Raw genomic sequence first — 24,912 nt, 5'->3', positions numbered from 1 at the left:
TGATGTTATTAATCTTAAATATGATAAATGCGCAATTAAGTGCCAATTAAATTGCAATTATCATTAATTTTATTCTTTTTGGTTTTCTCCGCTAAACAATCACGAAAATCCTGGGATACGACTGTCATGTAGACAGGGATGGAACGGGAGCGCGATATGGTTGCGGTGATTGCTGGTGCAGGCCTGGGACGGCAGAACGGTTCGTCAGCGGCATTGGGTGGACGCGGTCAGCTGGGTACGCCGGAGCAGGGGCGGGGCGGCGAGCAGGTTATAGTCAATGCCAGCAACGGCAACCTGATATTGCAACACCGGGATGAATACCTGGCGGCGGCCGGTTTGCCAGTGGGTTTTCTGCGAACCTACAACAGTCAGGGAGGTGGCGATGGCGCGGGCAACTGGCGGTTGGGCTACAGCCGCCAGATAGCCGGGTTGAGCGGCGTGGCGGGCTCCGCGGGTAGCACGGTGCATAGGATCGCCGAGGACGGCAGCGACACGCTTTACGCATATGACGCCGCCCGCGGGAGCTATGTATCGCAATACAGCAGCAGCGCCGACGATACGCTGCGCTGGGATGGACAAGGCTGGACCTGGATCGATGGCCAGAGCCAGGCGAGCGAGCGTTACGATGCGCAAGGGCGGTTGCAACAGGTGTTGAGCGCGGATGGGGCAGGCATCGCGCTTGCTTATGATGGCGCGGGCCGCATCGTCAGTCTGGAGGACGCCAGCGGCGAATCGATGTTTGTCGATTACGATGCCGCCGGCAATTTCACCCAAGTGCGCACCGTTGTCCAGAACGGCGGGCAAACGCAAACGCTGACGCGGGTGCGTTACGGCTATGATGCGGCCAGCCGGCTCGTCAGCGTGACGACGGACCTTTCTCCAGAGGACAACAGTGTCGCCGATGGGCGGATCTATACCGTCCGTTATGCCTATGACGGGACCAGCACCCGGATCAGCAGCCTGCAGCAGGATGACGGCAGCCGTCTGGATTTCAGCTATGCGCTGACAGGAGGCGCTTACCGCATTCAAACCGTCGTCGATGTGGGAGCGGACGGCGCATCGCGCGCCACGCGGTTTGATTATGATGATGCGAAGCGCCGGACCACGGTGACCGACGCCGCGAGGCTGACGTCGGCGCTGGACTACGATGGCTTGGGCCAGCTCAAGCAAGTCAGCGCCGGCGGCATCTCGCAAAGCTTTAATTACGACAGCCATGGCCGGGTCAGCGATGTGATTGATGGCCGCGGCCAGAAGACGCATTTCGAATATGACGCCGCAGGCAACCGCATTTTGAGCCGAGACGCGATGGGGCATGCGGTGGCCCGGCGCTACAATGCTCAGAACCAGCTGCTCAGCGAAACGGTCGACGGGGCTGGAACCGCCCGCAACGTCTACGATGCCAGCGGCCGCCATCTGCGTTTCGCCATCAGCGCGGAAGGCCGGGTGCTCGAACGCCGATATGACGCCCAGGGCCGGGAAACGGCCCGCATCGCCTATCAGGGCGGCGTGGTTCCCGGCAACGCCGCGACCGAGGCGGATCTCCAGGCCTGGGCGGCCAAACAGGACATGAGTCTGATCGAGCGCAGCGACACCGCTTACGATCCGCGCGGGCTGGTGGCTTCGACAACCCGCTATCTGGCGGTCGACGCCCAAGGCAATGGCGTTGCCGATGGCAAACAGATCATCGTCCGTTATGCATACGATCAGGCCGGCAACCTGCTGCAGAAGATAGACGGCGACGGCAATCTCACCAGCTATCGCTACGATGGCTTGAACCGGGTGGTGGCTAGTATCGACGCGCTGGGCAATGTCGCCGCTACGGTCTATTCCGACGCGGCCCGCCAAAACAGTGTCACGTTGTCCAACGGCCTGACCACGATCACCAGCTATGACCAGTCGGGCCAGGCGATTTCGGTCGCGCGGCAGGATGCCAGCGGCCCGCTGGGCTCCACCCGCTACCAGTACGGCGCGGCCGGCCGCTTGCTGCGGGCGACGGATCCTGTCGGCCGGACAAGCACATTCCTGTATGACGATCTGGGACGCAAGTCGGGCGAGCTGGATGTCCGCGGCGCGTTGACCGAATACGTCTACAACGGCAGCGACCAAACGGTAAGGACCATCCGCTACGCCACGCCGGTGGATATGGCGAAGTTGTCGGCCGATCCCGAGCTGTGGCGACTGGATGTTTTGAGGCCGGCGGCCGACCCGGCCAATGACAGGCAGGAAATCAGCCTGTATGACGCCGATGGCCGCTTGGCGCGGAGCATAGATGCGCTTGGCTATGTGACGGCCATGCGTTACGACGCGGCGGGCAGGCTGACCGATACCATCCGCTACGCCAACGCCTTGAGCGCGGCCCAACTGGCGAAGCTGCTGACCGGGGGAAGAGAGCCAGCGGCGGACGATCCCAGCGCCGTTCCGGCGATAGATGCCGCCAACGACAGGGTCAGCCGGCGGTTCTACGATCAGGATGGCCTGCTGCTGGGAAGTTTGGATGGCGAAGGTTATCTGACGGAAATCGGCTATGACGGCGCAGGCCACGCGGTGCGTTCCACCCGCTATGCGACGCAGAGCGATAGCCGCCAGTGGGCATCCGGCGCGTTGGCCGCGCTGCGCCCGGCGGCCAACGTCAACGACCAGCAGATCGTTACGCTGTATGACGAGGCGGGCCGCGTAGCCGGGGTGATTGATGCCGAAGGTTATCTGAGCGAAACCCGATACGATGCCGCAGGCAATGCGACGCAGTCCATCCGTTACGCGACGAAGGCCAATGCGGCGCGGACTTTGATCGGCGCCAGGCCGCAAGCCTCCGCTCAGGATCGGACGACGCTGTCGACGTACGACGCGCTGAACCGGCTGGCGCGCCAGGAAAGCCAGCCGGATGGCCTGGTTGTCAGCTATCGCTATGACAGCGAAGGGCGCTTGCTCGAAAGCGTGCGCGATGGAGGAGGCGACAGCCGCGGCCAGCTCAAACGTTACGACAGCCAGGGGCGCCTGACGGCGGAGCTGAGTGGCGAGGGAGCGCAGGCGCTGGCGGCGCTGGGCGGCTCGGTCGATCAGGCACGGGTCGACGCGGTTTGGGCGCGCTGGGGGGCGCGGCACCGCTACGACGCCGCCGGCCGAGTGATCGAAACCGTAGAACCCGACGGAATGGGCGGAGCCAACCGCACCCTGTTCTATTACGATGAAGCGGGCCGCCTCGCGTACCGCATCGATCCGGCGGGGGCGGTCACAGAGTACCGCTACAACGCTTTCGGCGAACAGACGCAGGTGATCCGCTACGCAAGCGCGCTGGCATCCGCCGCCTTGCCAGGATTGCAAGGCGGCCAGGCGGGCGCATTGGGCGACCAAGTCGCCCGCCTGGCTGCGGCGGGGCAGGACAGCGCGACTTCCGCCGGCTATTCGCGCCGCGGCGAGATCGTGGCCGACACCGACGCGCTTGGCAATGTCAACACGCGGTCGTACAACGCCTTCGGCGAGGTAGCGGCGCGCAGCGATCGGCTGGATGCGGCCAAAACGCAGGACACGCGCTACCAGTACGACCGCAGGGGCCTCTCCACGCAGCGTTCGGACGGCACCGGCGCCAAGGTGCTGAGCCGCTCGGTGTTCGATGCCTTCGGCCGTCCGGTGCAGCAATTCGACGCGATGGGCAATATGCTGACCCGCCAGTACGACAGGCTGGGCCGCGAAGTGGTGACTGTGGATCCGGCGAATGTCCGTCGCAGCACCGCCTATGATGCGCTTGACCGCGTTTTGTCGGTGACCGACGGTTTCGGCAACGTCACTCGCAGCAGCTACGATGACGCGACGGGCAGCCTGACGCTGACCACGCCGGAGGGCGTGCAGACCGTGACTACCCGCAATCGCTTCGGTGATGTGGTGCAGGTCAAGGATGGCAGGGGCAATGTCACCCGTTACCGTTACGACCATGACGGCAAACTGTTGGAAACGGCGCGGCCGGACGGCAGCCTCAGCGCCAGCCGATACGACGATGCCGGACATGTGCAGGAAACCGTCGACGCCCGCGGCATCCGCACCGCATACCGCTATGACGCCGCAGGACGGGTGCTGACCCGGACGCTCGATCCGGCAGGATTGAGCCTGACGACTCGCTACCAGTACGACGCCTTGGGCCGGACGATGCGGCTGACCGATCCGAGCGGCAGCGTCACGCAGACCCAGTATGATGCGAAGGGGCAGGCGACGCAGGTGATCGTCGACGCCGACGGCCTGCGCTTGACCACGACCTACAGCTACGATGCAGCGGGCCATGTGCTCAATGTCACCCGCGCGGCAGGCAGCGCGGCGGCCCAAACCTCACGTTATGACTACGACAACCAGGGCCGGCGCGTAACGGAAACGGTGGATCCGGACGGCTTGAAGCTGGTCACCCGTTACGAATACGACGCCAACGGCAATATGGTGAAGCGCACCGATCCTGCCGGCAATGCGACGCTGACGGTTTACGATGGCGACAACCGGGCCGTTTTCCAGATCGACGGCGCCGGATCCGCCGTGCGGACGGAGTACGATGCGGCTGGCCGGGCCTTCCGCACCACCGTGTTCGCCACGCCGGTGGCGATGATCGGCATGCCGGCCGTGCCACGCCCTGCGGATATCCAGAACCGGTTGGGCTACAACCCGGCGGATCAGGTGTTGACCACGTATTACGACAAGGACGGCCGGGCTCGCTACCGGATGGACGGGCAAGGTTACGCGACGCAGTACAGCTACGATGCCGCCGGCAACGTGACGCAGACCACGCGTTACGCCAACTTGGCGTCCCTGCCGCCTACAGCGGGAGCGATGCCGACGGTCTCGGCGTCTGCCGGGGACCAGACCGAATCCGCCGTTTACGACGCGGCAAACCGCGCAGTGTGCACAGTCGATGCCGAAGGCTATGTGACCCGGCATGTTTACGACACGGCCGGCAACCAGACCCGCTTCATCCGTTTTGCCAAGCCATTGGCGGCGGGTGCGGACCCGGCTGCCATCGCCGGGGATCCCGCGAGCGATCAGATGGGCAGCACGGTCTACGACGCGGCAGGGCGGCCGATCTTCACCATCGACGCGGAAGGTTACGTTACCGGGACAAGCTACGATGCCGCCGGGGATCCGTTGCAGACGATCAGATACGCCAATCGGCTGGCTGCGCAGCCCGAGCCCGGCGCGATGCCGGCGGTTGCCGACAGTCCGCTGGACGTGAAAGCGGTCAGCCGTTACGACAGCGCTGGCAGGCTGGTGGATAGCGTGGACGCAGAAGGCAACGTCGTCCACAGCGAGTATGACGCGGCCGGCTTGCTATCGGCGCAGACGCGGGGTTATGGCAGCGCCGCGGCTAGCCGCACCCGCTACGACTACGACACGGCGGGACGCCGGGTGGCGGAGACCCGCGGCGACGGCACGCCTCTGGCCGCCACTATCCGTTATCAGCTGGACGGCGCCGGCAACCGGGTCGTCGAGACCGATCCGGCCGGCCATGTCACGCGCCGCACGTTCGATGGCGCCGGCCATCGGCTTTCCGAGACCGATGCGCTGGGCAATGTCATCCGCAGCGAGTACGACGCTTTCGGCAATGTGGTCAGGCTGACCGATGCGCGCGGCAACAGCGGCGTGTTCTATTTTGACCGCAACAATAAGCAGGTGCTGCAGGTCGACCCATTGGGTTATGCGACTGCCACCGTTTACAACGCATTCGGCAAGGCGACGCGGATCACCCGCTATTCGCGGATGTTGAACGGTTCCGGCAAACCTTCGCAGATGCCCGCATTGCAGGCGGACCCTACTCGCGACAAGGTGACCGTCGCCGAGTACGACCGCCGCAATCTGCAATTGAAGGCCGCCGGCGGCGACGGCATCGCCGAGAGCTACGGCTATGATGCCTTCGGCAACCGTATCCGCTACGTCAACAAGGCCGGCGGGCAGTTCACCTATGAGTACGACCGCACCGGCCGGCTGATCAGTGAAACTTCGCCGGTTCAGGCGCGAAACGCCGCGGGCCAGATGGCGCCGGTGGTGAAGCGATACGAATACGATGCGCGCGGCAACCGCACCCGGCAGGTCGAAGCTGCGGGCCTGCCTGAGCAGCGCATTACCGTTTATCAGTATGACGCGCTGGACCGGTTGGTGGCCCAAGTCGGGGATAGCGTGCCTGTATTGGTGGACGGCGTCGCCGGTTCGGCTTCTCCGACTCAGCGCCGCCAGTATGACGCGGCGGGCAATCTGATCGTCGCCATCGATGCGGGCGGAAACGCCACTCGTACTTGGTTTGACGCGCAAGGGCGCAAGTGCGCCGAGCGCAACCCCGCCGGGACGTTGACGCTATGGGATTACGATGCGGCCGGCAATATGGTCAGGCAGCGGGTGTATGCCGATCCGGTGGCGATATCCGCCGATAGCGCGCAGCCGGCGCCGGTCGATGCGGCCCGCGTTCGGGAGACCCGCTATGGTTACGATGCCGACAACCGGTTGATCGAAACTCGGATCCCCAATCAATGGGTAGGCGTCCGCAACGCCACCACCGGCAATTACGAACTGTCCCGCGGCGATCTGGTGACGCGCAAACTCTATGACGCCAACGGCAATGTCGTGCAAGAAACCGACGCGCGCGGCAACTCCATCTATCGCTATTTCGACGCCGCGGGACGCAAAACACTGGAGGTGGATGCAGAGAACTACGCTACCAGTTGGGATTACGACAGCAACGGCAACGTGCAGGTCGAAACGCGGTACGCCAATCGGCTGCAAACTCCTACCTCCGCTGGCAGCACATGGGGCAGCGTGTATGCGGCGCTCAAGCGCGATCAGGCCAATGACCGCCAACGCGTATTCACTTACGACGTGATGGGGCGGGTGACGGATGAGGTCCAGGTCAATGTCCTGGTTGCCGCCGTCAACGGCAACGGCAGCGTCAGGGAGGCCAGCAATTCGGCGGCGACCCACTACGCGTACAACGCGCTGGGCAAGGTGGTGCAAAAAATCGATGCCAACGGCGGCATCAGCAATTGGACCTATGATGCGTTGGGACGTGAGCTGGAGCATCAGGACGTTGCCTTTGCCGATTATCGCGGCGTGCAGGTGCGCCCGACCACGGACAGCGAATACAACGGTCTGGACCAGGTGGTGCGGCTGATCCGGAAGGGCGATGGCGTCGCGGCGGACCAGGCCACCTCGTCCAGCTACGGCATCGGAGGGAGGCTGCTTAGCCAGACGGACCCATCCGGCGTGGCGATCGAATACCAATACGACTTGACCGGCAATGTGACGGCCACCCGCCGCGCCAGACTCAACGCGGACGGTCAACGGACGGATGACGAAACACGCTATCGCTATGATTCGGCGGGGCGCCAGATCGACAAGTTCGATGTCGCGTCCGGCATGCATTTCGAGACGCGCTACAACGCTTATGGCCAAATCGACGGCAAGCGCACCAGCGCCGACCTGTCAGGCCCATGGCAAGAGTTTTCCGAGTACGACGGCGCCGGCAGGGCAATCAAGACCAATAGCGGCAATGGCGCGACCAAGGTCTATTTCTACGATGCCAACGGCAATGCGACGCTGTCGCTCGAGTCAGCTTCTGTGGATCTGAGGGCGCTGAGCCAGGACCAGCTGCAAGGCATGCTGAGCGATGCGAGCCTCAGTCCGACGATCAACGAATACGACAAGCGCAATCAGTCCATCGGCACTTACCAGCCTAAGATGGCGAACGCGCGCGACCAGGTTTCGGTGCGGCGCTGGCAGGATATCTCGCCGGTCGGCGGCGGCGTGGTCAGCGTCGGCTCGGACAGCCAGGGCGCCAATCCTGGCGGGCCGATCGCCAGCGGCGACGTGGTGCCCAGCCATGGCGGACGGGGAACGATGGACTTCAGCTTCGGCCAGGGTACGGTCAACCGCTGGGTGAGCAATGGCAATCAGGTGACCGATACCACCATCCATGGTTTGGATTTCATCGTGCGCGCGCCGGCAGCGATGGAGTTGGGCAATGGCAAGTACAAGGTGTCGATCAAGGTAGACAAGGTCGCCACCACCCAGGCCAACTACGCGCCGAACAACGAAGCTCTCAGCCAGCATTTCCAGCTTGACCGCGTATTCGAGCAATGGGACGGCAACGGTTTCCGCATTCATCTGCCCGACGATATGCTGACTAACCGCATCACGCTGGAGTCGCCTTTATTCGCGTTCACATCCAAGCTGAACATCTCCGTCGTGGTAACCAAGCAAGTGGGGCTGCTGGATATCCCGGTGGCGTCCTATCCGATGAAGGACGTCATATTCAACGCCACCGGCGTCCAGTCCGTCCACACCTGCGACATGATCCATTTCGAGGGACAGCCTAACAACACCAATCGCATGGTGATGATGACCCGTCCCGCGGGCGCCAATGTAGGCTGGACCTTCCAAGATGTCCCTTCGCTGTTTTGGGCCTATGCCGTACCCAACTCGCCGGCGCAAATAGCCAACCTTGCCTCCACACCGGGCTGGTTCGCCTTTGATTACAGCAAGATGACGCAAGGCCGTTACGAAATGCGCTATCTGGCGCTGGACAGCAAGAATAATGTTGTCAATAGCCAGCAGGGCATCTTGACGCTGGGAAGCGGCGGCTCTTCCTTCCAGGCGGGCAAGCTGGATGCGGGCAGCGGCGGGCAGGCCTTGATGGCGAGCTCTGGCTATCTTGAGATACTGGGTCAGGGCGGGGACGCCACGCAGGCGACGATAGCGTTCCGCTCGCCGGGCGGCGCCTGGTCCGCGCCGAAGCAGCTTGGCATCAACAACATGCTGGGGCAAAGCAGCGGCTGGTTTGAAGTCATGCCCTATTACGCGTCGCTGGCGCAGGGCCAGCCGTACGAGTATTTGCTGGAGTCCAAGGACAAGAACGGCAACTCCATGCGCAAAGTGACCGGTCGCTTCACCGTCGGCGATGCCAACAGCGTGACGCAGCCGGTCGATTATTCGGCCTTGCCGCAAAACGTCCATGTGCAGAGGTTGTTGTCGGGAGCGGTCAGCGGCGTGATGCGTTTCCGCTCTGCGGGCAGTACCGGCGCGTTTACCGAGGCGCCGATGGTGGGGAGCCCGGGCGAGCTCTATTGGGACGGCTCCGCGCAGGCGCCGGCTACCGGCAGCCAGGATTACGAGTTCCAGTTCGTGTTGCGCGATTCTGCCGGCCAGATGGTGGATGGCGGCCAGGGAGTGTTCCGGCTGGGCGCGGATCGCCGGGTGCTCAGTTTCACCAAGAACCAGATGGTGACTTTCTCGGCGGTGCCGGCCAACTCTGCCAAGCTGGTCCTGCAGTATCGGCCGGCGGGAAGCGCCGGCGGCTATCAGCAAGCCACCGTTCAGAAAGGCAGCGACGGCAGCTTCCACTTCGATGCCACGGCATTGACGCAAGGCGGCGGAGTGCAGCAATACGAGTATTTCTACAATCTGCAGGATGATCGGGGCGTGGTACTGAAAACCCCGGCCGAAAACCCGATCACGGTTTCGGGCATCCTGAGCCTGGGCGCCGATGTGCCGGATGGCCAGCTCAAATGGGTGATCACCGGCATTGCCGACTCCAGTCGAACCATCCACCGCCAGCAGTCGTACAACGCCTTCGGCGAAGTGGTGCAGGAGGTGGATGGCCGCGGCAACGCCACCGACTTCAGTTACTCCGTGCAGGGCAAGCTGCTGAACAAGCTAGACGCGGCAACCAGCGCCACCGCGGAGAATGGCTATCAGTATGGGGTACGCGCCAATACCCATTACTACTACGACGCGATGGGCAATCAGGTGGGCGTACAGGATGGCAATTTCGCCACGAATACGCAGCAGATCTTGGCTGGCAGTGTGGGAAACAATGCCAAGACCTCGGTGGAATTCCATGTCGATAGCGGCCGCAAGCGCACTGGCTATGATGTTTTCGGCAATGCCCGCTACGTGGTGGATGAGGTCGGCCGTCGCACCGATTACAGCTATGACGCGATGAACCGGCTGGTCCGCATCGATCGGCCGCAGCGTGTGGACGGCGCCCGCGGCTGGGATGCCTATGAGTATGACTCGGCGGGACAGCGTGTTGCCCATAGCGCCACGGACGGCAAAACTATCTGGCGCGACCGGACCTATTACGACAGCCTGGGGAGGGTAATCTCGGTGGTCTCCGCCGCGGGGCGCAATACCCGTACCAGCTATGCCTGGGATGCCGGCATTCTGGGCGCGGGCGGCGCAGTTGTGGGCGGGTGGCGGACTACCGTGACGGACGCCAATGGCCGCAGCCAGATCGACGATGCCGATCTGTATGGGCACAAGGTGCGCCACGTGGATCTGGGCAACCATACCTTCCATTACCGGTACAGCTATACCGGCCAGATCACTGCGCAGAACAGCGGCGACACCGGGCAGGACATCGTTTACGAATACTATGGCAATGGCTATCTGAAGAGCATTTCCGACCGCGCGCTGGACAGCTATTCGCTGTATGAGTATGACGCGGACGGCAACAAGACCTTCGAGGGCTATACGACGCTGTCGGCCACGCATCGGACCTATTACCAATACGCAGACATCACTTACGACGGACGGAACCGGATGACGAGCATCATCGATCCCAAGTTCCAAACCACGTACGAATACGATGCGGTGGGCAACAAGCGCAGGGTGGTTGCCTATTATCACGACGGCGCCAACGGTCAGATGAGCGGTCAGGACAACTGGTATCGTTATGACTCGATGAACCGCTTCGTCGTGACCATGGGCGTTCTGGTAGGGGAGCGCGGCAAGGGAACGATCAAGGCGGTCAATAACAAGGGCGCGGCCGAGCTGACTTACAACGTAGCCGGCGAGCGCGTGACGGCAACCTATTTCCGCGACGGCCACAGGGAACAGTACAGCTATACCGCGGACGGCTATCTGGAGGATACGACGATCAACGGCGCGCTGGCCGCGCATCGGGTGAACGACATGCTTGGCCGCGCCACGGGCTATGTCGAGTACAAGTCCGACGGCAAGACCGAAAGCCTGCGCAATGCCTCCACCTACGACGCCGACGGCAAACTGTTGGACCAGGTTTCCGGCAGCAAGCACATCACCAACAGTTTGATGGCCGACGGCACCGTGGACCACAGCACGGAAGTGGACGGCGGCACCATCGTCAACACCTATTACAGCTATGAATGGTGGGACGAGGCCAAGCAGTCTACGTTGACCGCGCAGCCGTACAACAAGAACGCGCCGGGCTGGAAGCAAGGCACCTCGCACTATGTGTACGACGTCAACGGCCACCTGAATGAGGCCCGCGACGAAGAAGGCAAGCGAGGCTTCCACTATGTCAGCAACGCGCAGGGGCTGATCCTGCTGCGCGACGAGGTGTCGGCCAGCACCGGGCGGGCGCCGCTGATCAACAAGCAGCACATGTATTACTACCTGGACGGCAAGCGGGTGGGCGATGTCGGCAATGACGGCAGCGATAACGAAAGCAATGTCGACTACGCGATGGCGCTCGCGTTGCGCAGCACCGCCAGCCGCAAGGACCAGTACCGCGACTGGAAGCCGATTTCGTCCGCCGACTTCGACCAGAACTACCAGCCCATCGGCCCCAATTATCCGGGCACGGTGCCGAGCCGCTACACGGTTCGCAGCGGCGACACGCTCAGGAGCATCGCCAGCGAGCTGTGGGGCGATGGCGCGATGTGGTACCTGTTGGCCGACGCCAACGGCTTGTCCGGCGCCGAAGCGCTCAAGCCTGGCCAGCAACTGACGGTGCCCAACAAGGTCACCAACATCCACAACAACAGCAGCACCTTCCGGGTCTACAACCCGGGCGAGGCGATGGGCGACACCTCGCCAACCTTGCCCGACGCGCCCCCGCCGCCGCCGCCTCCGGCTTCGCATGGCGGAGGCGGCCGCTGCGGCGGCCTGGGCATGGTGCTGGTGATCGTGGTGGCCGTGATCGCGGTGGTGGTGACGGCAGGCGCGATGGCGGTGGCGATGGGGGCCAGCGGCACCATCTTCTCTGCGGGCGCCGCCGTGCTGAGCGGCACCTCGACCATAGGCGTAGCCGGCACCATGCTGGCGGCGGCGGTGGGCGGCGCGGCCGGCTCCGTCGCCGGGCAAGGCGCGGCGATGGCCATGGGCATGCAGGATCAATTCTCCTGGAGCCAGGTGGGCGCTTCCGCGCTGAGTTCCGGCCTAAGCGCCGGCGTTGGCACGGTGGTGCAGAGCGGCGCGATGGCCGGCGCCTTGTCCAATACCTTCGGCTCGGCGGCGCCGTATGTCCAGGTAGCGGTCAACAACGCCGCGATGCAGGGCGTGGCGATGGTTACGGGCCAGCAAAAGTCGTTCAGTTGGAGCGCCATCGCCGCCAGTGAGATGGCGGTGGCGTTCGGCAGATCGGGCTGGGGCGACGACCTGCGCCAGAACATGCAGAGCATGACCGACGGCATGGGAGTATCCAAAGACCTGTCCCAGACGCTGGCTGGCATGCCGGGCAACTTCCTGCAATCGGCTGCGGCGGACTTCGCCGGCGGCGAGCGCGGCCGCGCGGCCTGGGGCCACGCCTTCCTGCAAAGCGGCGCGCGCGCGGTGGGCGACTACGGCAGCCAGCAGTCGGAAGACAGCTGGGGAGAGGGCGGCTACAAGCGCATGCTGGCCCATATGGCGGTAGGCGCGGTCGGCGCCGAATGGCAAGGCCGCGACGCGCTGGCCGCGGCGACTGGCGCCGGCGTCGCCTCGATGGCCGCGCCGTGGCTGGACGAGTCGCTGGGCATGGACGACGGCGCGCGGCAGCGGATTCTGCCGCAGTTGAGCCGGTTGGCCGGCGCGGCGGCGGCGCAAGCTTTTGGCGGAGATGTCTTCGCCGCGGGCGATGCGGGGCAGAACGCCACCGAGAACAATTACCTGACCCACCGGCAGGTGGACCAAGTAATCGCGGCGCTGAAACGCGCTTCCAGCGCGCAGGAGCGTCAACAAATACTGGCCAGAGCCAGAGAGTTGGACAAAAAGCAATCCTGGCTCAAATTGGTGGGGGATGCAGAGGGACTGGCTGATGCAGAAGCAGGCGCTGCCAAGCTGAGGGAATTTGGATTCAGCATGGGATTTGGCCGAGGAGGGAGTCAAACTAGCCGCTTGGCCGATGATCTGATGGCCGAGATCGCCCAAATTAAGGCAACTCCGGTGATGAGAGATGGCAATTGGCGGGAGCAAGCCATACTGGAACGTCACCGGGCGAATGCGGAAGTGGCGTCTCCCGCCCTGATGTTTGCTACGGGCGGGGTTGGTGCCGTTTATCGTGGTGCCAGCATGTTGGCGGCGGCAAGGCAAACCGGTTATGGCTTGGCGCAAGCGGCAGATGGCGAGTGGTTGGAAGGTGGTAGTAATATTGTCTTTGGCGCGTTGGGGTTTGAGGGGGCGAGAGGGATACGCGGCGTCGCCAATCCGTGGGATGATGCGCGCGTGGCTGGGCGTGAGGTTCCAAGCAACATACGCTTCAACTCGCAAGCAGATCCGTTATTCGACACATTAGGTCATGCCAAGCTAACGCATCCAGAAGAGTACCAATCCATCATGGCAGACCTTCAGAGAAATCAGGTCAATGTTAAGTATGGAGAAAAGGCAATTTCCTTCTCGCCAAATTCAGGTGGTGGCAATGTTGGAAATGAAATACTTCTCCCTGAAGATTTCTCTATATCTGCGTTAAGGCATGAGTATGGTCATTTTTTGGATCATCAGGCGCTTGGCTACCCACGATACATTGAATACTTCAAGAGTCCTGAGTTGATTGTGGCAACTGAGCGAAGTCAGTATCTTAGCGAGATTCGTTTCGCTAGAGAGCTGGGTGATACAAGTGCTCGTCGAACACTGACCGAAAATTATCTGCGAGAACGGAACTACATCGTAGATACATACTATCAGCGCCCATATGGCGGCAAGTACAATCCCAATCCATTTGGGAGGGAGTGAGAATGTTTCTTCCGGTCGATCCAAGTAAATTAAATTCGCTTTGGGATTCGCTCAAAGTGAGCCTCTGCGAAGTAGAGCACTCAGAGATTGTCTCTGGTGGGCATTTCAATCCTATTGCTGCACAGCGTTTATCTAGGCAAGACGCAGAGTCCGTTGTTGCACGCATGAAAGAGCTAAATTACGTCAGGATTGGAACGGGGAGGATGAGTCCCGTTCCGCCACACTTTGGGGCTCATCTAGATTGTGAGAAAAGCAAAGCCAGCCTCATGGAGTATTTAGGAGTGGACTCTTCGCATGATAGAATCGTTCGTGATATATCCTTGTTGGTTGATTTTGTTTTCTTTGAAATAAAATCCCTTGTTGAATTGACGATTCCCTTTAGATGCGAAGAGGTTGAAGTCCAAGGCTTTGCTGCGCGGTACAATTCCGACCAGGATTGCACAATAATTTGCCGGATGTAATATTTACGATAAGCCAGGCGCAGGGGGGCTGATAGGAAGCCATGCTTGGGTTTTGAGTGGGCGGCCTCGGCCTGGTCGTGGTCGTAGCTTGGTATCGAGAATTGGCGCATTCCAATTAGGAATGCGCCTCTTATCGTTCCAAGCAGTGCTGTAAATCAGGGAGTATTTGGCGCGCGTGGGCCATACAGCGGTCGCCCATTTGAACCTAATGAAGCTGGCGGCCCGTAAGTTGGGCTAAGCTTGCGCAGCCCAATGCTTACCGTGAATCATAAGTTGTATCTGCTTTGCAGGGACGGTTTTCACAGCGGAGCTGTCTGCCGGGCAGGCAAGCGGCTGGCCGCGCAGCCCCTTGTCCGTTTATCGAGTGGCGCTGACGCTCAAGTATGAAGAGCGTGACTGCCTTTCTCTTGACGCCGACGTCACCCCGCGGCCAACTTCACCGCCAACTCAGCCAACCGCTTCCCCTGCGCCAAGGCCAGCGCCTTCTCATGCTCGCTGATCGGCCGGTCGCTCTGCGGGCCGGCCAGATGGCTGACGCCGTATGGCGTGCCGCCGGTCTGGGTGGCGAGCAGCGCGGCTTCGGAATAGGGCAGGCCGGCGATCACCATGCCGTGGTGCAGCAGCGGGATCATCATGGTCAGCAGCGTGGCTTCCTGGCCGCCGTGCAGCGATGAGGTGCTGGTGAACACGCAGGCCGGCTTGCCGGACAGCGCGCCCTGCATCCATTCGCCGCTGGTGCCGTCCAGGAAGTATTTCATCGCCGACGCCATATTGCCGAAGCGGGTGGGGCTGCCCAGCGCCAGGCCGGCGCAATCGATCAAGTCCTGCCGCTCGACATAGGGCGCGCCGCCGTCGGGGATGGCCGGCTCTACCGCCTCGCATACCGAGGAGACCTTGGGAACGGTGCGCAGCCGCGCCTGGCAGCCGGGGACGCCGTCCACGCCGCGGGCGATCAGGCGGGCCAGTTCGCGGGTGGCGCCGTGCTGGCTGTAATACAGCACCAGGATATCTAGCATGATGACCTCCATCTCTTGTTCAATCGCCGCATGATAGGGCAAAGCGGCGCGCCTTGCCTCCCTTGCCTCGCGGCGGCTTTGGCATTACCTTTGCCGCCATGCAAGTCCAACGCCTAGAACCCTATTTCGGTTTCGCCCGCTTCCTCGCCCGCCGCATGAGCTGCCTGCGCGTGCTGCAGATCTCGGGCAGCCTGACCTTCACCACGCTGCTGGCGCTGGTGCCGCTGTTCACCATCGCGCTGACGGTGCTGTCGGCGTTTCCGGTGTTTTCCGACTACAGCGCGCGCTTCAAGATCATGCTGCTGTCGACGCTGGTGCCGGAGTTCGCCGGCAAGGTGATCACCGTCTACATGCGCCAGTTCGCCGACAACGCGGAAAAGCTCACCGCCGCCGGCATCGTGATGCTGGGCGTCACCGCGCTGATGCTGATGTCCACCATCGAGCGCACCTTCAACGCGATCTGGAGCGTGCGCCGCGGCCGGCCGTGGCTGCAGCAGAGCATGGTGTACTGGACGGTGTTGACGCTGGGCCCGCTGGTGCTGGGCGGCAGCCTGCTGTCCTGGCGCTGGCTGTTCAAGGCCACCCGGCTGGAGAAGAATCTGCCGCTGCTGGCCAGCCTGCTGGAGGCCGGCGGCACCATCGTGCTGACCGCGTTGGTGCTGGCGCTGTTGTACCGCATCGTGCCCAATCGCTTCGTGCCCTTCCGCCACGCGGTGTGGGGCGCGCTGGTCACCGCGGTGCTGCTGGAGCTGACCAAGATGGGCTTCGGCTTCTACATCGGCCAGGTAGCCAGCTATCAGCTGGTGTACGGCGCCTTCGCCAGCGTGCCGATCTTCCTGCTGTGGGTGTACTGCCTGTGGCTGGTGGTGCTGGCCGGCGCGGTGTTCACCTCGGCGTTGTCCTACTGGGAAGGCGGCGCCTGGCGCCGCCGCAACGAGCCTCACCGCCGTTTTCAGGACGCGCTGGAGCTGCTGCTGCTGCTGGACGCCGCCCACGAGCGCGGCGAGGCGATGACGCCGCGCCAGCTGCGGGAGCAGGTGAAGGTGGGATACGACGAGCTGGGCCTGGTGCTGGACCGGCTGGCGCTGCGCGGCTATGTGCAGAAAGGCCACGGCGACGCCTGGGTGCTGATGCGGCGCGCGTCGGCCATCAATCTGTCGGATCTGTTCCAGCTCTTCGTCTACCGACGCGACGCCAGTGGCGGCGACGCGCTGGACCAGACCCTGGCCGAGCTGCTGGGGCCGCTGACCGACCAGCTTCAGGCGGTGACGGTCGCCGATTTGGCGCGGCGGGTCGGCCGGAAGTAATCGACATTGTCGTAGAAGGCCGGGTCTTCATTGTCCGGCCACCAGCCCGGGATGCCCAAGAGCGGCAGCGGACACAGCGCGCGCGGGCTGGCGAGGAAGGCGTCGTCGTCCAGCCTCGCCGCCAGTTCCGCGTCCAGCCGGGCGGCCTGCCCGTCGCTGTCCAGTTTGAAGAAATCCTCCTCCACTTCCACGATCAGCGCCTTGCCGCACCAGCCCAGATGCGGCGCCAGCCCCGTCTCCATCAGCGCATGGCCCAGCGTGTGGGCGGCGATGCGCCGCCCCCAGTCGTCGCGGCGTTCGATAAACAGCTCGCGCCAGCGCATGTCGTCCAGCAATTGTCCCAGCCGCGGATCGGCGACGGCCACGATGACGCCGCATTCGTCGAACAGGGTGGCGGCGTCGCGCAGCGGGCCGCGCTTCACCTCGCCGCGCGCGATCGCGCGGACATGGCGGCGGTTCAGCGCCGTCTTGGCGCGCGGCCAGGCCAACCAGGCCAGCGCGTTGAACCAGTCGTGCCAGCTTTGCGCGCGGGTGGGGACTTCGCCGGTGGCGCCGATGTGCGTCTCGTAATAGCCGTCCGGCTCCAGTCCGCAGACGAAGCGCAGGCCGGCCGGCAGCGGCGAGCCGGCGGCGCGGGCGTGGTCCAGCAGCGCGTCGTAGCCGGCCTGGTCCGGCCAGTCGGCGAGCGGGGGGACGACGCGCCGCGCCGGGCGGTACAGCGGATGGGGCAGGTAGTCGGTATGCCAGCGGTTCACGGTCAAGCGGGGATGAGCGGTTGAAGCCGGCATTCTAGCCCGAATGGGCGGGCGCCGCGCCGCTGACGCGGTTGCGGCCGTCGCGTTTGGCCTGGTACAGCTGCTTGTCGGCGCGGCCCAGCACCTCGTCGATGTCGGTCTCGTCGGCGCGGCGCTCGGCGATGCCGATGCTGACGGTGTAGCCCAGCGGGCCGGTGACGGTGGCCAGCCTGGCGGAGGAGGCGAGGCTGCGCAGGCGCTCCGCGACCTGGCGCGCGTCGTCGAGGCTGGTGTCCGGCAGCACCGCGGCGAATTCCTCGCCGCCCAGGCGGCCGCACAGGTCGCTGGCGCGCAGCACTTCGCGGCAGACCTGGGAGAAATGGCGTATCACTTCGTCGCCGATGGCGTGGCCGTAGTGATCGTTGATGTCCTTGAAGCGGTCCAGGTCCATCATCAGCACGCTCATCCGGCCGCCGTGGCGGCGGCTGCGCTCGATCTCGCGGTCGGCCAGCTCGATGAACTGGCGGCGGTTGTTCAGCTCGGTCAATCCGTCCTGGGTGGCCAGCCGGTACAGCTGCTTTTCGTGGCCGTCGCGCTGCAGCGCGATGGCGATGATGCGGGTGATGCGCTGGGCCAGCGCCAGCTCTTCCTGAGACGGGCTGCGCGGCTCGCGATAGTAGGTGGCCAGCGTGCCCAGCAGCTGGCGGTCGCTGGAGAAAATGGGCATGGACCAGCAGGCGCGCAGGCCGAACGGCTGCACCTTGTGCAGCGCGTGCGCCCACAGCGGGCTGTTCAGGATGTCGTCGACGACAATGGCGCGCTTCCAGTGGGCAGCGGTGCCGCAGGAGCCGACGCTGGGGCCGACTGTCACGCGCTCCGACAGCTTGCGGTAGGCCGGCGGCAGGCTCAGGCCGGCGGCGAAGCGCAGCGACTGGCCATCCTCCTCCAGCAGCAGCACGCTGCACATCGCGCCCGGCTGCTGCGTCTCCATCATCTGGCAGATCTGCTCCAGCGTCTGCGGCAGCGGATGGTTGCCGGCTATCATTTCCAGCACCTCGTTCTCTTCGGCCAGCAACCGTTCCCCTTGGCGGGTGGCGGTGACGTCGCGGTCCACCGACAGGATGGACCTGAGCATGCCGGCCTTGTCGAACTCGGGGAACAGGCGGATTTCGAAGATGTGGCTCTGCTGGCCGTGCTGCAGCTCCAGCTCGAAGCGGCGCGCTTCCCAGTTGTTGATCAGCAGCTGGCATTCCTGTTCGAAGCGGGCGCTGGCCTCGTCCGACCAGCCCTTCTGCCGCGGCGTCTTGCCCAGGTGCTCCTCCAGCGGCAGCTCGGAGAAGCGGCTGACGCTGCGGTTGATGAACAGGCAGCGCAGCTCCAGGTCGTAGCGGGCGATGATGTCCTCGGCGTTTTCCACCAGGGTGCGGAACTGCTGCTCGCGCTGCAGCATCGCGGCTTCGTCGTGCTTGCGCGCGGTGATCACGCGGCAGATCGCCGTCAGCTGCTGCACCTTGCCGTTGCGCCAGCTGGGCTGCAGGTTCATCTCCAGCCATTCCCAATGGCCGCTGTGGTGGCGGATGCGCATCTCGTAGCCGTTTTCCGGCGTGCCCGGCGGGTGCTGGAGCAGGTTGGAGAACAGCTGGCGGTCTTCGGGATGCAGCAGCATCAGCCAGCGGGCGCAGTTCATGCCGCGGGTGTGGGCGGGCAGTCCCAGCAGCCGTTGCAGGGTGTGGACGCTGCCGCGCACGTATTGCTGCGCCAGATCGAACTCCAGCAATCCCAGGCAGGCATCCTGCAGGGTGGCGCGCGCCTTGAGCCGCTGATGCCGGCCGTACAGCCACATCGCGCCGCAGCACAGCGCGGCCAGCCAGCCGGTCTGGCCCAGCAGCAGCGCGCGCTGGTCCGCCGCCAGCGCGGACAGCGGCACGGACAGCAGCAGCGGCAGGCAGAGCAGGGCGGAAATGGCCGACTGGCGGATAAAGGAACGGGGAATCAAGCTGCGCTCCACGGCGACGGCGGGGAATCGAATGGGGAATTTTGACATCAGCGAACCTTCTGCCCCCGCATGAGACGGCATCGCCGCGGTTTAGCGTCGTATTTATGCAACAAATACAGTATGCTTGGACGATATTGGCGCGCCTAGCGCGCGGCGCGCGGACAAGGCGGCAATCGGCCCCTGGCATGGAGTGTGGCATGGAGTTTTTCCCGATATTTCTGAAGCTGCGGCATCAGCGCTGCCTGGTGGTGGGCGGCGGCGAGGTGGCTTTGCGCAAGACCCGGCTGCTGCTGGCGGCCGGCGCTTCGTTGCGGGTGGTCGCGCCGGAATTGGCGCCGGAGCTGGCCGGCCTGGCCGAAAGCGGCGAGCTGGAACATGTGCCCGGGCGCTACTCGCCCGCGCTGCTGGATGGCCTGCGGCTGGTGGTGGCAGCCACCGACGACGACGAGGTCAATCGCGCGGTGGCGGCGGACGCCGAGGCGCGCGGCATCCTGGTGAATGTGGTGGACGACGCCGAAGCGTCGCGTTACATCAGCCCGGCGATCATCGACCGCTCGCCGCTGATGGTGGCGGTGGCCAGCGGCGGCAGCGTGCCGGTGCTGGCGCGTTCGATCCGCGCGCGGCTGGAAAGCCTGATTCCGGCGGGTTACGGCCGGCTGGCGCGTTTCGGCTCCTCGTTCCGCGACGCGGTCAAGGCGCGCTTCCCCGACGTCGACGCCCGCCGCCGCTTCTGGGAAACGGTGCTGGAAGGGCCGTTGGCCGACGCGGTGATGAACGGCGACGAGGCGGCGGCGCGGGCCGAAATGGAAGCGCGCATCGCCGCCGGCGGCGCGGATCGCGCCGGCGCGGTGTATCTGGTGGGCGCCGGCCCCGGCAATCCCGACCTGCTGACCTTCCGCGCGCTGCGGCTGATGCAGCAGGCAGACGTAGTGCTGTACGACAAGCTGGTGGCGCCGGAGCTGCTGGAGCTGGTGCGGCGCGATGCGGAACGGATCTATGTCGGCAAGGCGCGCGCCAACCACGCCTTGCCGCAGGACGACATCAACCAGTTGCTGGTCGATCTGGCCAAACAAGGCAAACGGGTGCTCAGGCTCAAGGGCGGCGATCCGTTCACCTTCGGCCGCGGAGGAGAGGAGATCGCCACGCTGGCCGAGCACGGCATCGCTTTCGAGGTGGTGCCCGGCATAACCTCCGCCAGCGGCGCGGCCGCTTATGCCGGCATCCCGCTGACCCACCGCGATTACGCGCAGTCGGTGACCTTCGTCACCGGCCACAAGCAGGACGGCAGCATTGATCTCGACTGGCAGGCGCTGACCCGCCCGCGACAGACGGTGGTGGTGTACATGGGCGTGTCCACCGCGGCCGAGCTGTGCCGGGCCTTCGTCGACAATGGCCGCGCGGCGGCCACGCCGGCGGCGGTTGTGGAGTGGGCGACCACCGAGCGCCAGCGCGCGGTGTGCGGCACTTTGGCCACGCTGCCTGGTCTGATGGCCTCGCACGGCATCGCGTCGCCGGCGCTGATCATCGTCGGAGAAGTGGTGGAATTGGCTGACAAGCTGGCCTGGTACCGCCGCAGCGAGAATTCAGCTGTTACAATTCAGGAAGATTGATTTCGCGGATGCGCGGCGCGCCGGTTTGTCCGGCGTCGCCGCGCGGTTCAAATCAAACGGCCGGACGCGTTCCGGCCCACCAAATCGAAGACTCGGGCATGGTAGGTGTTCTGATAATTGCACATGGGGACCTGGGACGTAGCCTGGCCGACTGCGCCAAGCACATTCTGGGCCGAGAGCCGGACAATCTGGCGGTAATGGCGGTGGACAAGACCGAAGACCCGGAGCGCAAGCTGGCCGAGGCGCAAGGCCTGGTGGACAGGCTGGACGGCGGCGATGGCGTGGTGGTGCTGACCGACATGTACGGCGGCACCCCGTCCAATATCGCCAGTCGGCTGATCCGGCCGGGCCGCGTCGAGGCGGTGGCCGGCGCCAGCCTGCCGATGCTGGTGCGAGCGCTGTGCTACAGCAGCCAGCCGCTGGAAATCGTCGTCAGCAAGGCGATCACCGGCGGCCTGGAGGGCGTGCTTTATATAATCCCGGGGGAAGGTAATGCTGCGATCTGAAGTCGAAATCATCAACAAGCTTGGCCTGCACGCGCGCGCCTCGAGCAAGTTCACCCAGCTGGCCAGCCGTTACAAAAGCGATATTTTCATTTCCCGCAACAACCGCCGCGTCAACGGCAAGAGCATCATGGGCGTGATGATGCTGGCGGCGGCCAAGGGGGCCACGATCGAGCTGGAAATCAGCGGCGATGACGAACAACAGGCGCTGGAGGCGCTGACCGCGCTGATCAACAACCGCTTCGACGAAGCGGAGTGAGGCGCGAAGGGATGGGAGGCCGGATTTCCCCGGCTTTCAGGGAGCCCGCTTGAGGCCGCCGACGCGCGGGCCGTCCGGGACGTGGACGGCAGACGTCAGTCGCGCAGGCCTCCGGGCGGAGACAGCGGCAGGCACAGCACAATAACACCCGCCTGCCAGGGAGGGGGAAATGAGCATCATCCTGCACGGGGTGGCCATTGGCGGCGGCATCGCCATCGGCCGGGCCCATCTGATTTCGCGCAGCATGGACGATGTCGCGCACTATCTGCTGGAAGACGACGAGATTCCCGCGGAAAAGACGCGTTTCGACGAAGCGGTGAAGGCGACGCGCAAGGAGCTGGAGATGCTGTGGGGCAGCATCCCGGAGAACGCGCCCGCGGAGCTGGGCGCTTTCCTGTCGCTGCACATCATGCTGCTGGGCGACGTGACCATTTCGCGCGAGCCGCGCGAGATCATCGAGAAGCAGCGCTGCAACGCCGAATGGGCGCTGAAGCTGCAATGCGACCATCTGGTCGAGCAGTTCGACGCGATCGAGGAGGACTACCTGCGCGAGCGCAAGAACGACGTGCTGCAGGTGGTCGAGCGCATCTTCAAAAATCTGGACGGCGACGCGCCGCAACTGCCGGCGCCGGAAGACCTGGTCGACGACCACATCCTGGTCGCGCACGACCTGTCGCCGGCCGACATGGTCTATTTCAAGGATTCCAATTTCGCCGCCTTCGTCACCGACGTCGGCGGCGCCACCTCGCATACCGCCATCCTGGGCCGCAGTCTTGATTTGCCGTCGGTGATCGCGCTGCATCACGCGCGGGAGCTGATCCGCGAGGACGAGATGATCATCGTCGACGGCGAGCAGGGCGTGGTGATCATCAATCCTGACGCGCTGGTGCTGACCGAATACCGCCGCCGCCAGCGCGTCTGGCGCGGCGCGCGGCGCAAGCTGTCTTCCATCCGCAAATCCAACGCGGTGACCCGCGACGGCGCGGTGATCGAGCTCCTGGCCAATATCGAGCGGCCGCAGGATGTGGAGGAGGTGCGCGAGTCCGGCGTGGTGGGAATCGGCCTGTTCCGCAGCGAATTCCTGTTTCTGGGGCGCGACACGCTGCCCACCGAGGACGAGCAGTTCGAGGCTTACCGCCACGTGGCGACCGCGATGAAGGGCATGCCGGTCACCATCCGCACCATGGACCTGGGCGCAGACAAGAGTCCGAAGTGGCTGAACCACTGCCAGGCGGAGAACCCGGCGCTGGGGCTGACCGGCATCCGGCTGTGCCTGGCCGAGCCCTTGATGTTCCGCGCCCAGTTGCGCGCGCTGCTGCGCGCCTCGGTTCACGGCAAGATCCGCGTGCTGTTCCCGATGCTGAACTCGCTGCCGGAGCTGAAGCAGGCGCTGGTCCAGTTCGAGTACGCCAAAGAGGAACTGCGCGACGAGGGCATCGCCTACGCCGACGACGTCGAGGTGGGCGCGATGATAGAGATCCCGTCGGCGGCGCTGGTGGCCGGCAGCCTGGCCAAACACGTCGATTTCCTCTCCATCGGCACCAACGACCTGATCCAGTACACGCTGGCGATCGACCGCAACGACGACACCGTCAGCCATCTGTACGATCCCATCCATCCGGCGGTGCTGAAGCTGATCCTGCATACCATCAAGACCGGCATCAAGGCCAACCTGCCGGTGTCGGTGTGCGGCGAGATGGCGGGCGACGCGCGGCTGACAAGGCTGCTGCTGGGCATGGGCCTGCGCAAGTTCTCGATGCACCCGGCCAATCTGTTGTCGGTCAAGCAGCGGGTGCTGACCAGCCATCTGGACGAGATCGCGCCGATCGCGACGCGCATGCTTAGATCAGAAGACCCTGATAAAATAGCCGATCTGCTGCAAATGCTGAATGCAGAGCCGGGTGCCTAACCCGGCTTTTTAGTTTCCGGATTTCGAGAGGTTTTCCCCGCATGACACGGTTGGCCATCGTCCGTCAGAAATACAACCCCGCTGGCGGCGCCGAGCGCTTTGTGAGCCGCGCGCTGGCCGCTTTGCGCAATCAGGGCGCGCTGGAAGTATCGTTGATCGCGCGTCGTTGGGAGCCGGTCGAGGGGGTCAAGGCTTACCAGGTTGGCGGCTCCTATCTGGGCAATGTCTGGCGCGATTGGAGTTTTGCCCGGCAAGCCAGGCGGATATGGTCGAGGGAGGGCTTCGATCTTGTCCAGTCGCATGAGCGCATACCGGGTTGCGACATTTATCGGGCGGGAGACGGCGTCCACCGGCGATGGCTGCAATTGCGGCGGCAGGGCATGTCGGCATGGGGCCGGTTTGTATTGTGGTGCAACCCTTACCATCATTATATCCAGCGGGCTGAGTCCGAGATGTTCCATCACCCCCGCTTGAAGCGGGTGATCTGCAATTCCCAGATGGTCAAGCGGGAGATACAGCAATATTTCGGTTTGTCCGATCAGCAGATCGTCGTCATTTACAACGGCGTGGACCTGCAGTCCTTCCATCCCCGCCTCCGCTCCGAGCATAGGCAGGCGATGCGCGGCCGGTGGGGCGTGCCTGACGATGCGCCGTTGCTGCTGTATGTCGGTTCGGGTTTCGAGCGTAAAGGCGTGGCGCGCGCCTTGAAGGCGTTGCGGGCGAATCAAGACGTATGGCTGATGGTGGTCGGGGGCGATAAACGGCTGGCTCGCTACCGGCAGCTGGCGGAAACGCTGGGGGTGAGCGCCAGGGTGGTTTTCGCTGGCGCGCAAGGCGAGGTCAAGCCGTTTTATGGCATGGCGGATGCCTTCATTCTGCCTACATTGTATGACCCTTTTCCCAATGTGTGCGTCGAGGCGTTTGCTTGCGGACTGCCTGTTTTGACGACGCGCCAGTGCGGCGCGGCGGAGTTTGTCCGGCAGGGAGAGAACGGTTGGGCATGCGATGCTTTCGACGAGGAAGCGCTGGCCGGAAACGTGGCGGAATGGGCGTCTGCCCATCAGCGCTGGCCGGCTCTGGCGGCAGCGGCCCGATCTAGCGTGGAGGGGCTGAGCCTGGAAGCGATGGCGGAGCGAATGCTGAACTGTTACCGGGATTTATTGTCGGTTAGCGATGTAGCTTGAAGAA

At 64.0% G+C, this 24,912-nt stretch carries 11 protein-coding genes; 8 read left to right on the top strand and 3 right to left on the bottom strand.

Annotation, left to right across the window (positions count from 1 at the left end; all coding sequences use genetic code 11):
- Positions 1-156 precede the first annotated feature (156 nt).
- The gene (locus tag ACY3GB_RS11085; protein ID WP_463088786.1) at positions 157-13,929 is read left to right on the top strand and encodes a LysM peptidoglycan-binding domain-containing protein; all 13,773 of its coding nucleotides are present in this window, start codon (positions 157-159) and stop codon (positions 13,927-13,929) included.
- A 2-nt stretch (positions 13,930-13,931) separates the two neighbouring features.
- Positions 13,932-14,390 (top strand): hypothetical protein, encoded by a 459-nt coding sequence (locus ACY3GB_RS11080; protein WP_343480199.1) that lies wholly within the window; start codon positions 13,932-13,934, stop codon positions 14,388-14,390.
- Between the two features lie 419 nt (positions 14,391-14,809).
- Here the strand turns inward: ACY3GB_RS11080 and wrbA are convergent, their stop codons facing one another.
- Positions 14,810-15,406 carry an NAD(P)H:quinone oxidoreductase gene (gene wrbA, locus ACY3GB_RS11075; RefSeq protein WP_231150092.1) on the bottom strand — a complete coding sequence of 199 codons (597 nt, stop codon included), beginning with the start codon at positions 15,404-15,406 and terminating at the stop codon, positions 14,810-14,812.
- A 98-nt stretch (positions 15,407-15,504) separates the two neighbouring features.
- On the opposite strand from wrbA, the gene ACY3GB_RS11070 reads away from it, so the two are divergent.
- Positions 15,505-16,713, top strand: coding sequence for a YihY family inner membrane protein (locus ACY3GB_RS11070; protein ID WP_463088785.1), 1,209 nt, complete (start codon positions 15,505-15,507; stop codon positions 16,711-16,713).
- Here ACY3GB_RS11070 and ACY3GB_RS11065 read toward each other — a convergent pair.
- Complete coding sequence (locus ACY3GB_RS11065; RefSeq protein WP_463088784.1) at positions 16,665-17,468, bottom strand: DUF3025 domain-containing protein; 804 nt, start codon at positions 17,466-17,468, stop codon at positions 16,665-16,667. The two genes, ACY3GB_RS11070 and ACY3GB_RS11065, sit on opposite strands and share 49 nt — an antisense overlap.
- Before the next feature lie 34 nt (positions 17,469-17,502).
- Positions 17,503-19,491, bottom strand: a complete 1,989-nt coding sequence (locus ACY3GB_RS11060; protein ID WP_463088783.1) for a sensor domain-containing diguanylate cyclase — start codon at positions 19,489-19,491, stop codon at positions 17,503-17,505.
- A gap of 149 nt (positions 19,492-19,640) precedes the next feature.
- On the opposite strand from ACY3GB_RS11060, the gene cysG reads away from it, so the two are divergent.
- From cysG to ACY3GB_RS11035, 5 genes are all read left to right on the top strand, one after another.
- A complete protein-coding gene (gene cysG, locus ACY3GB_RS11055; protein ID WP_463088782.1) occupies positions 19,641-21,053 on the top strand; it encodes a siroheme synthase CysG in 1,413 nt (470 codons plus the stop codon).
- Between the two features lie 98 nt (positions 21,054-21,151).
- Positions 21,152-21,559, top strand: coding sequence for a PTS sugar transporter subunit IIA (locus ACY3GB_RS11050; protein WP_011134369.1), 408 nt, complete (start codon positions 21,152-21,154; stop codon positions 21,557-21,559).
- On the top strand, positions 21,546-21,815 hold the full coding sequence (locus tag ACY3GB_RS11045) for an HPr family phosphocarrier protein (RefSeq protein WP_021478263.1): 270 nt from the start codon (positions 21,546-21,548) through the stop codon (positions 21,813-21,815). Before ACY3GB_RS11050 ends, ACY3GB_RS11045 begins: the two co-directional genes overlap by 14 nt.
- Before the next feature lie 169 nt (positions 21,816-21,984).
- On the top strand, positions 21,985-23,724 hold the full coding sequence (gene ptsP / locus ACY3GB_RS11040) for a phosphoenolpyruvate--protein phosphotransferase (protein ID WP_463088781.1): 1,740 nt from the start codon (positions 21,985-21,987) through the stop codon (positions 23,722-23,724).
- 41 nt (positions 23,725-23,765) lie between these two features.
- A complete protein-coding gene (locus ACY3GB_RS11035) occupies positions 23,766-24,908 on the top strand; it encodes a glycosyltransferase family 4 protein (protein WP_463088780.1) in 1,143 nt (380 codons plus the stop codon).
- The last annotated feature ends 4 nt before the right edge of the window (positions 24,909-24,912 follow it).

The organism is Chromobacterium sp. Ag138 (assembly GCF_055181315.1).
Note: the sequence above shows the minus strand (reverse complement) of the source record. Positions and strands in the feature narration are given on the sequence as shown.

Bases quoted from the DNA above. Each gene is read 5' to 3' on its own strand.
- ACY3GB_RS11085 (WP_463088786.1), top strand. From the start codon at position 157: ATGGTTGCGGTGATTGCTGGTGCAGGCCTGGGACGGCAGAACGGTTCG.
- cysG (WP_463088782.1), top strand. From the start codon at position 19,641: ATGGAGTTTTTCCCGATATTTCTGAAGCTGCGGCATCAGCGCTGCCTG.
- ACY3GB_RS11050 (WP_011134369.1), top strand. From the start codon at position 21,152: ATGGTAGGTGTTCTGATAATTGCACATGGGGACCTGGGACGTAGCCTG.
- ACY3GB_RS11035 (WP_463088780.1), top strand. From the start codon at position 23,766: ATGACACGGTTGGCCATCGTCCGTCAGAAATACAACCCCGCTGGCGGC.
- ACY3GB_RS11045 (WP_021478263.1), top strand. From the start codon at position 21,546: ATGCTGCGATCTGAAGTCGAAATCATCAACAAGCTTGGCCTGCACGCG.
- ACY3GB_RS11080 (WP_343480199.1), top strand. From the start codon at position 13,932: ATGTTTCTTCCGGTCGATCCAAGTAAATTAAATTCGCTTTGGGATTCG.
- wrbA (WP_231150092.1), bottom strand. From the start codon at position 15,406: ATGCTAGATATCCTGGTGCTGTATTACAGCCAGCACGGCGCCACCCGC.
- ptsP (WP_463088781.1), top strand. From the start codon at position 21,985: ATGAGCATCATCCTGCACGGGGTGGCCATTGGCGGCGGCATCGCCATC.
- ACY3GB_RS11070 (WP_463088785.1), top strand. From the start codon at position 15,505: ATGCAAGTCCAACGCCTAGAACCCTATTTCGGTTTCGCCCGCTTCCTC.
- ACY3GB_RS11060 (WP_463088783.1), bottom strand. From the start codon at position 19,491: ATGTCAAAATTCCCCATTCGATTCCCCGCCGTCGCCGTGGAGCGCAGC.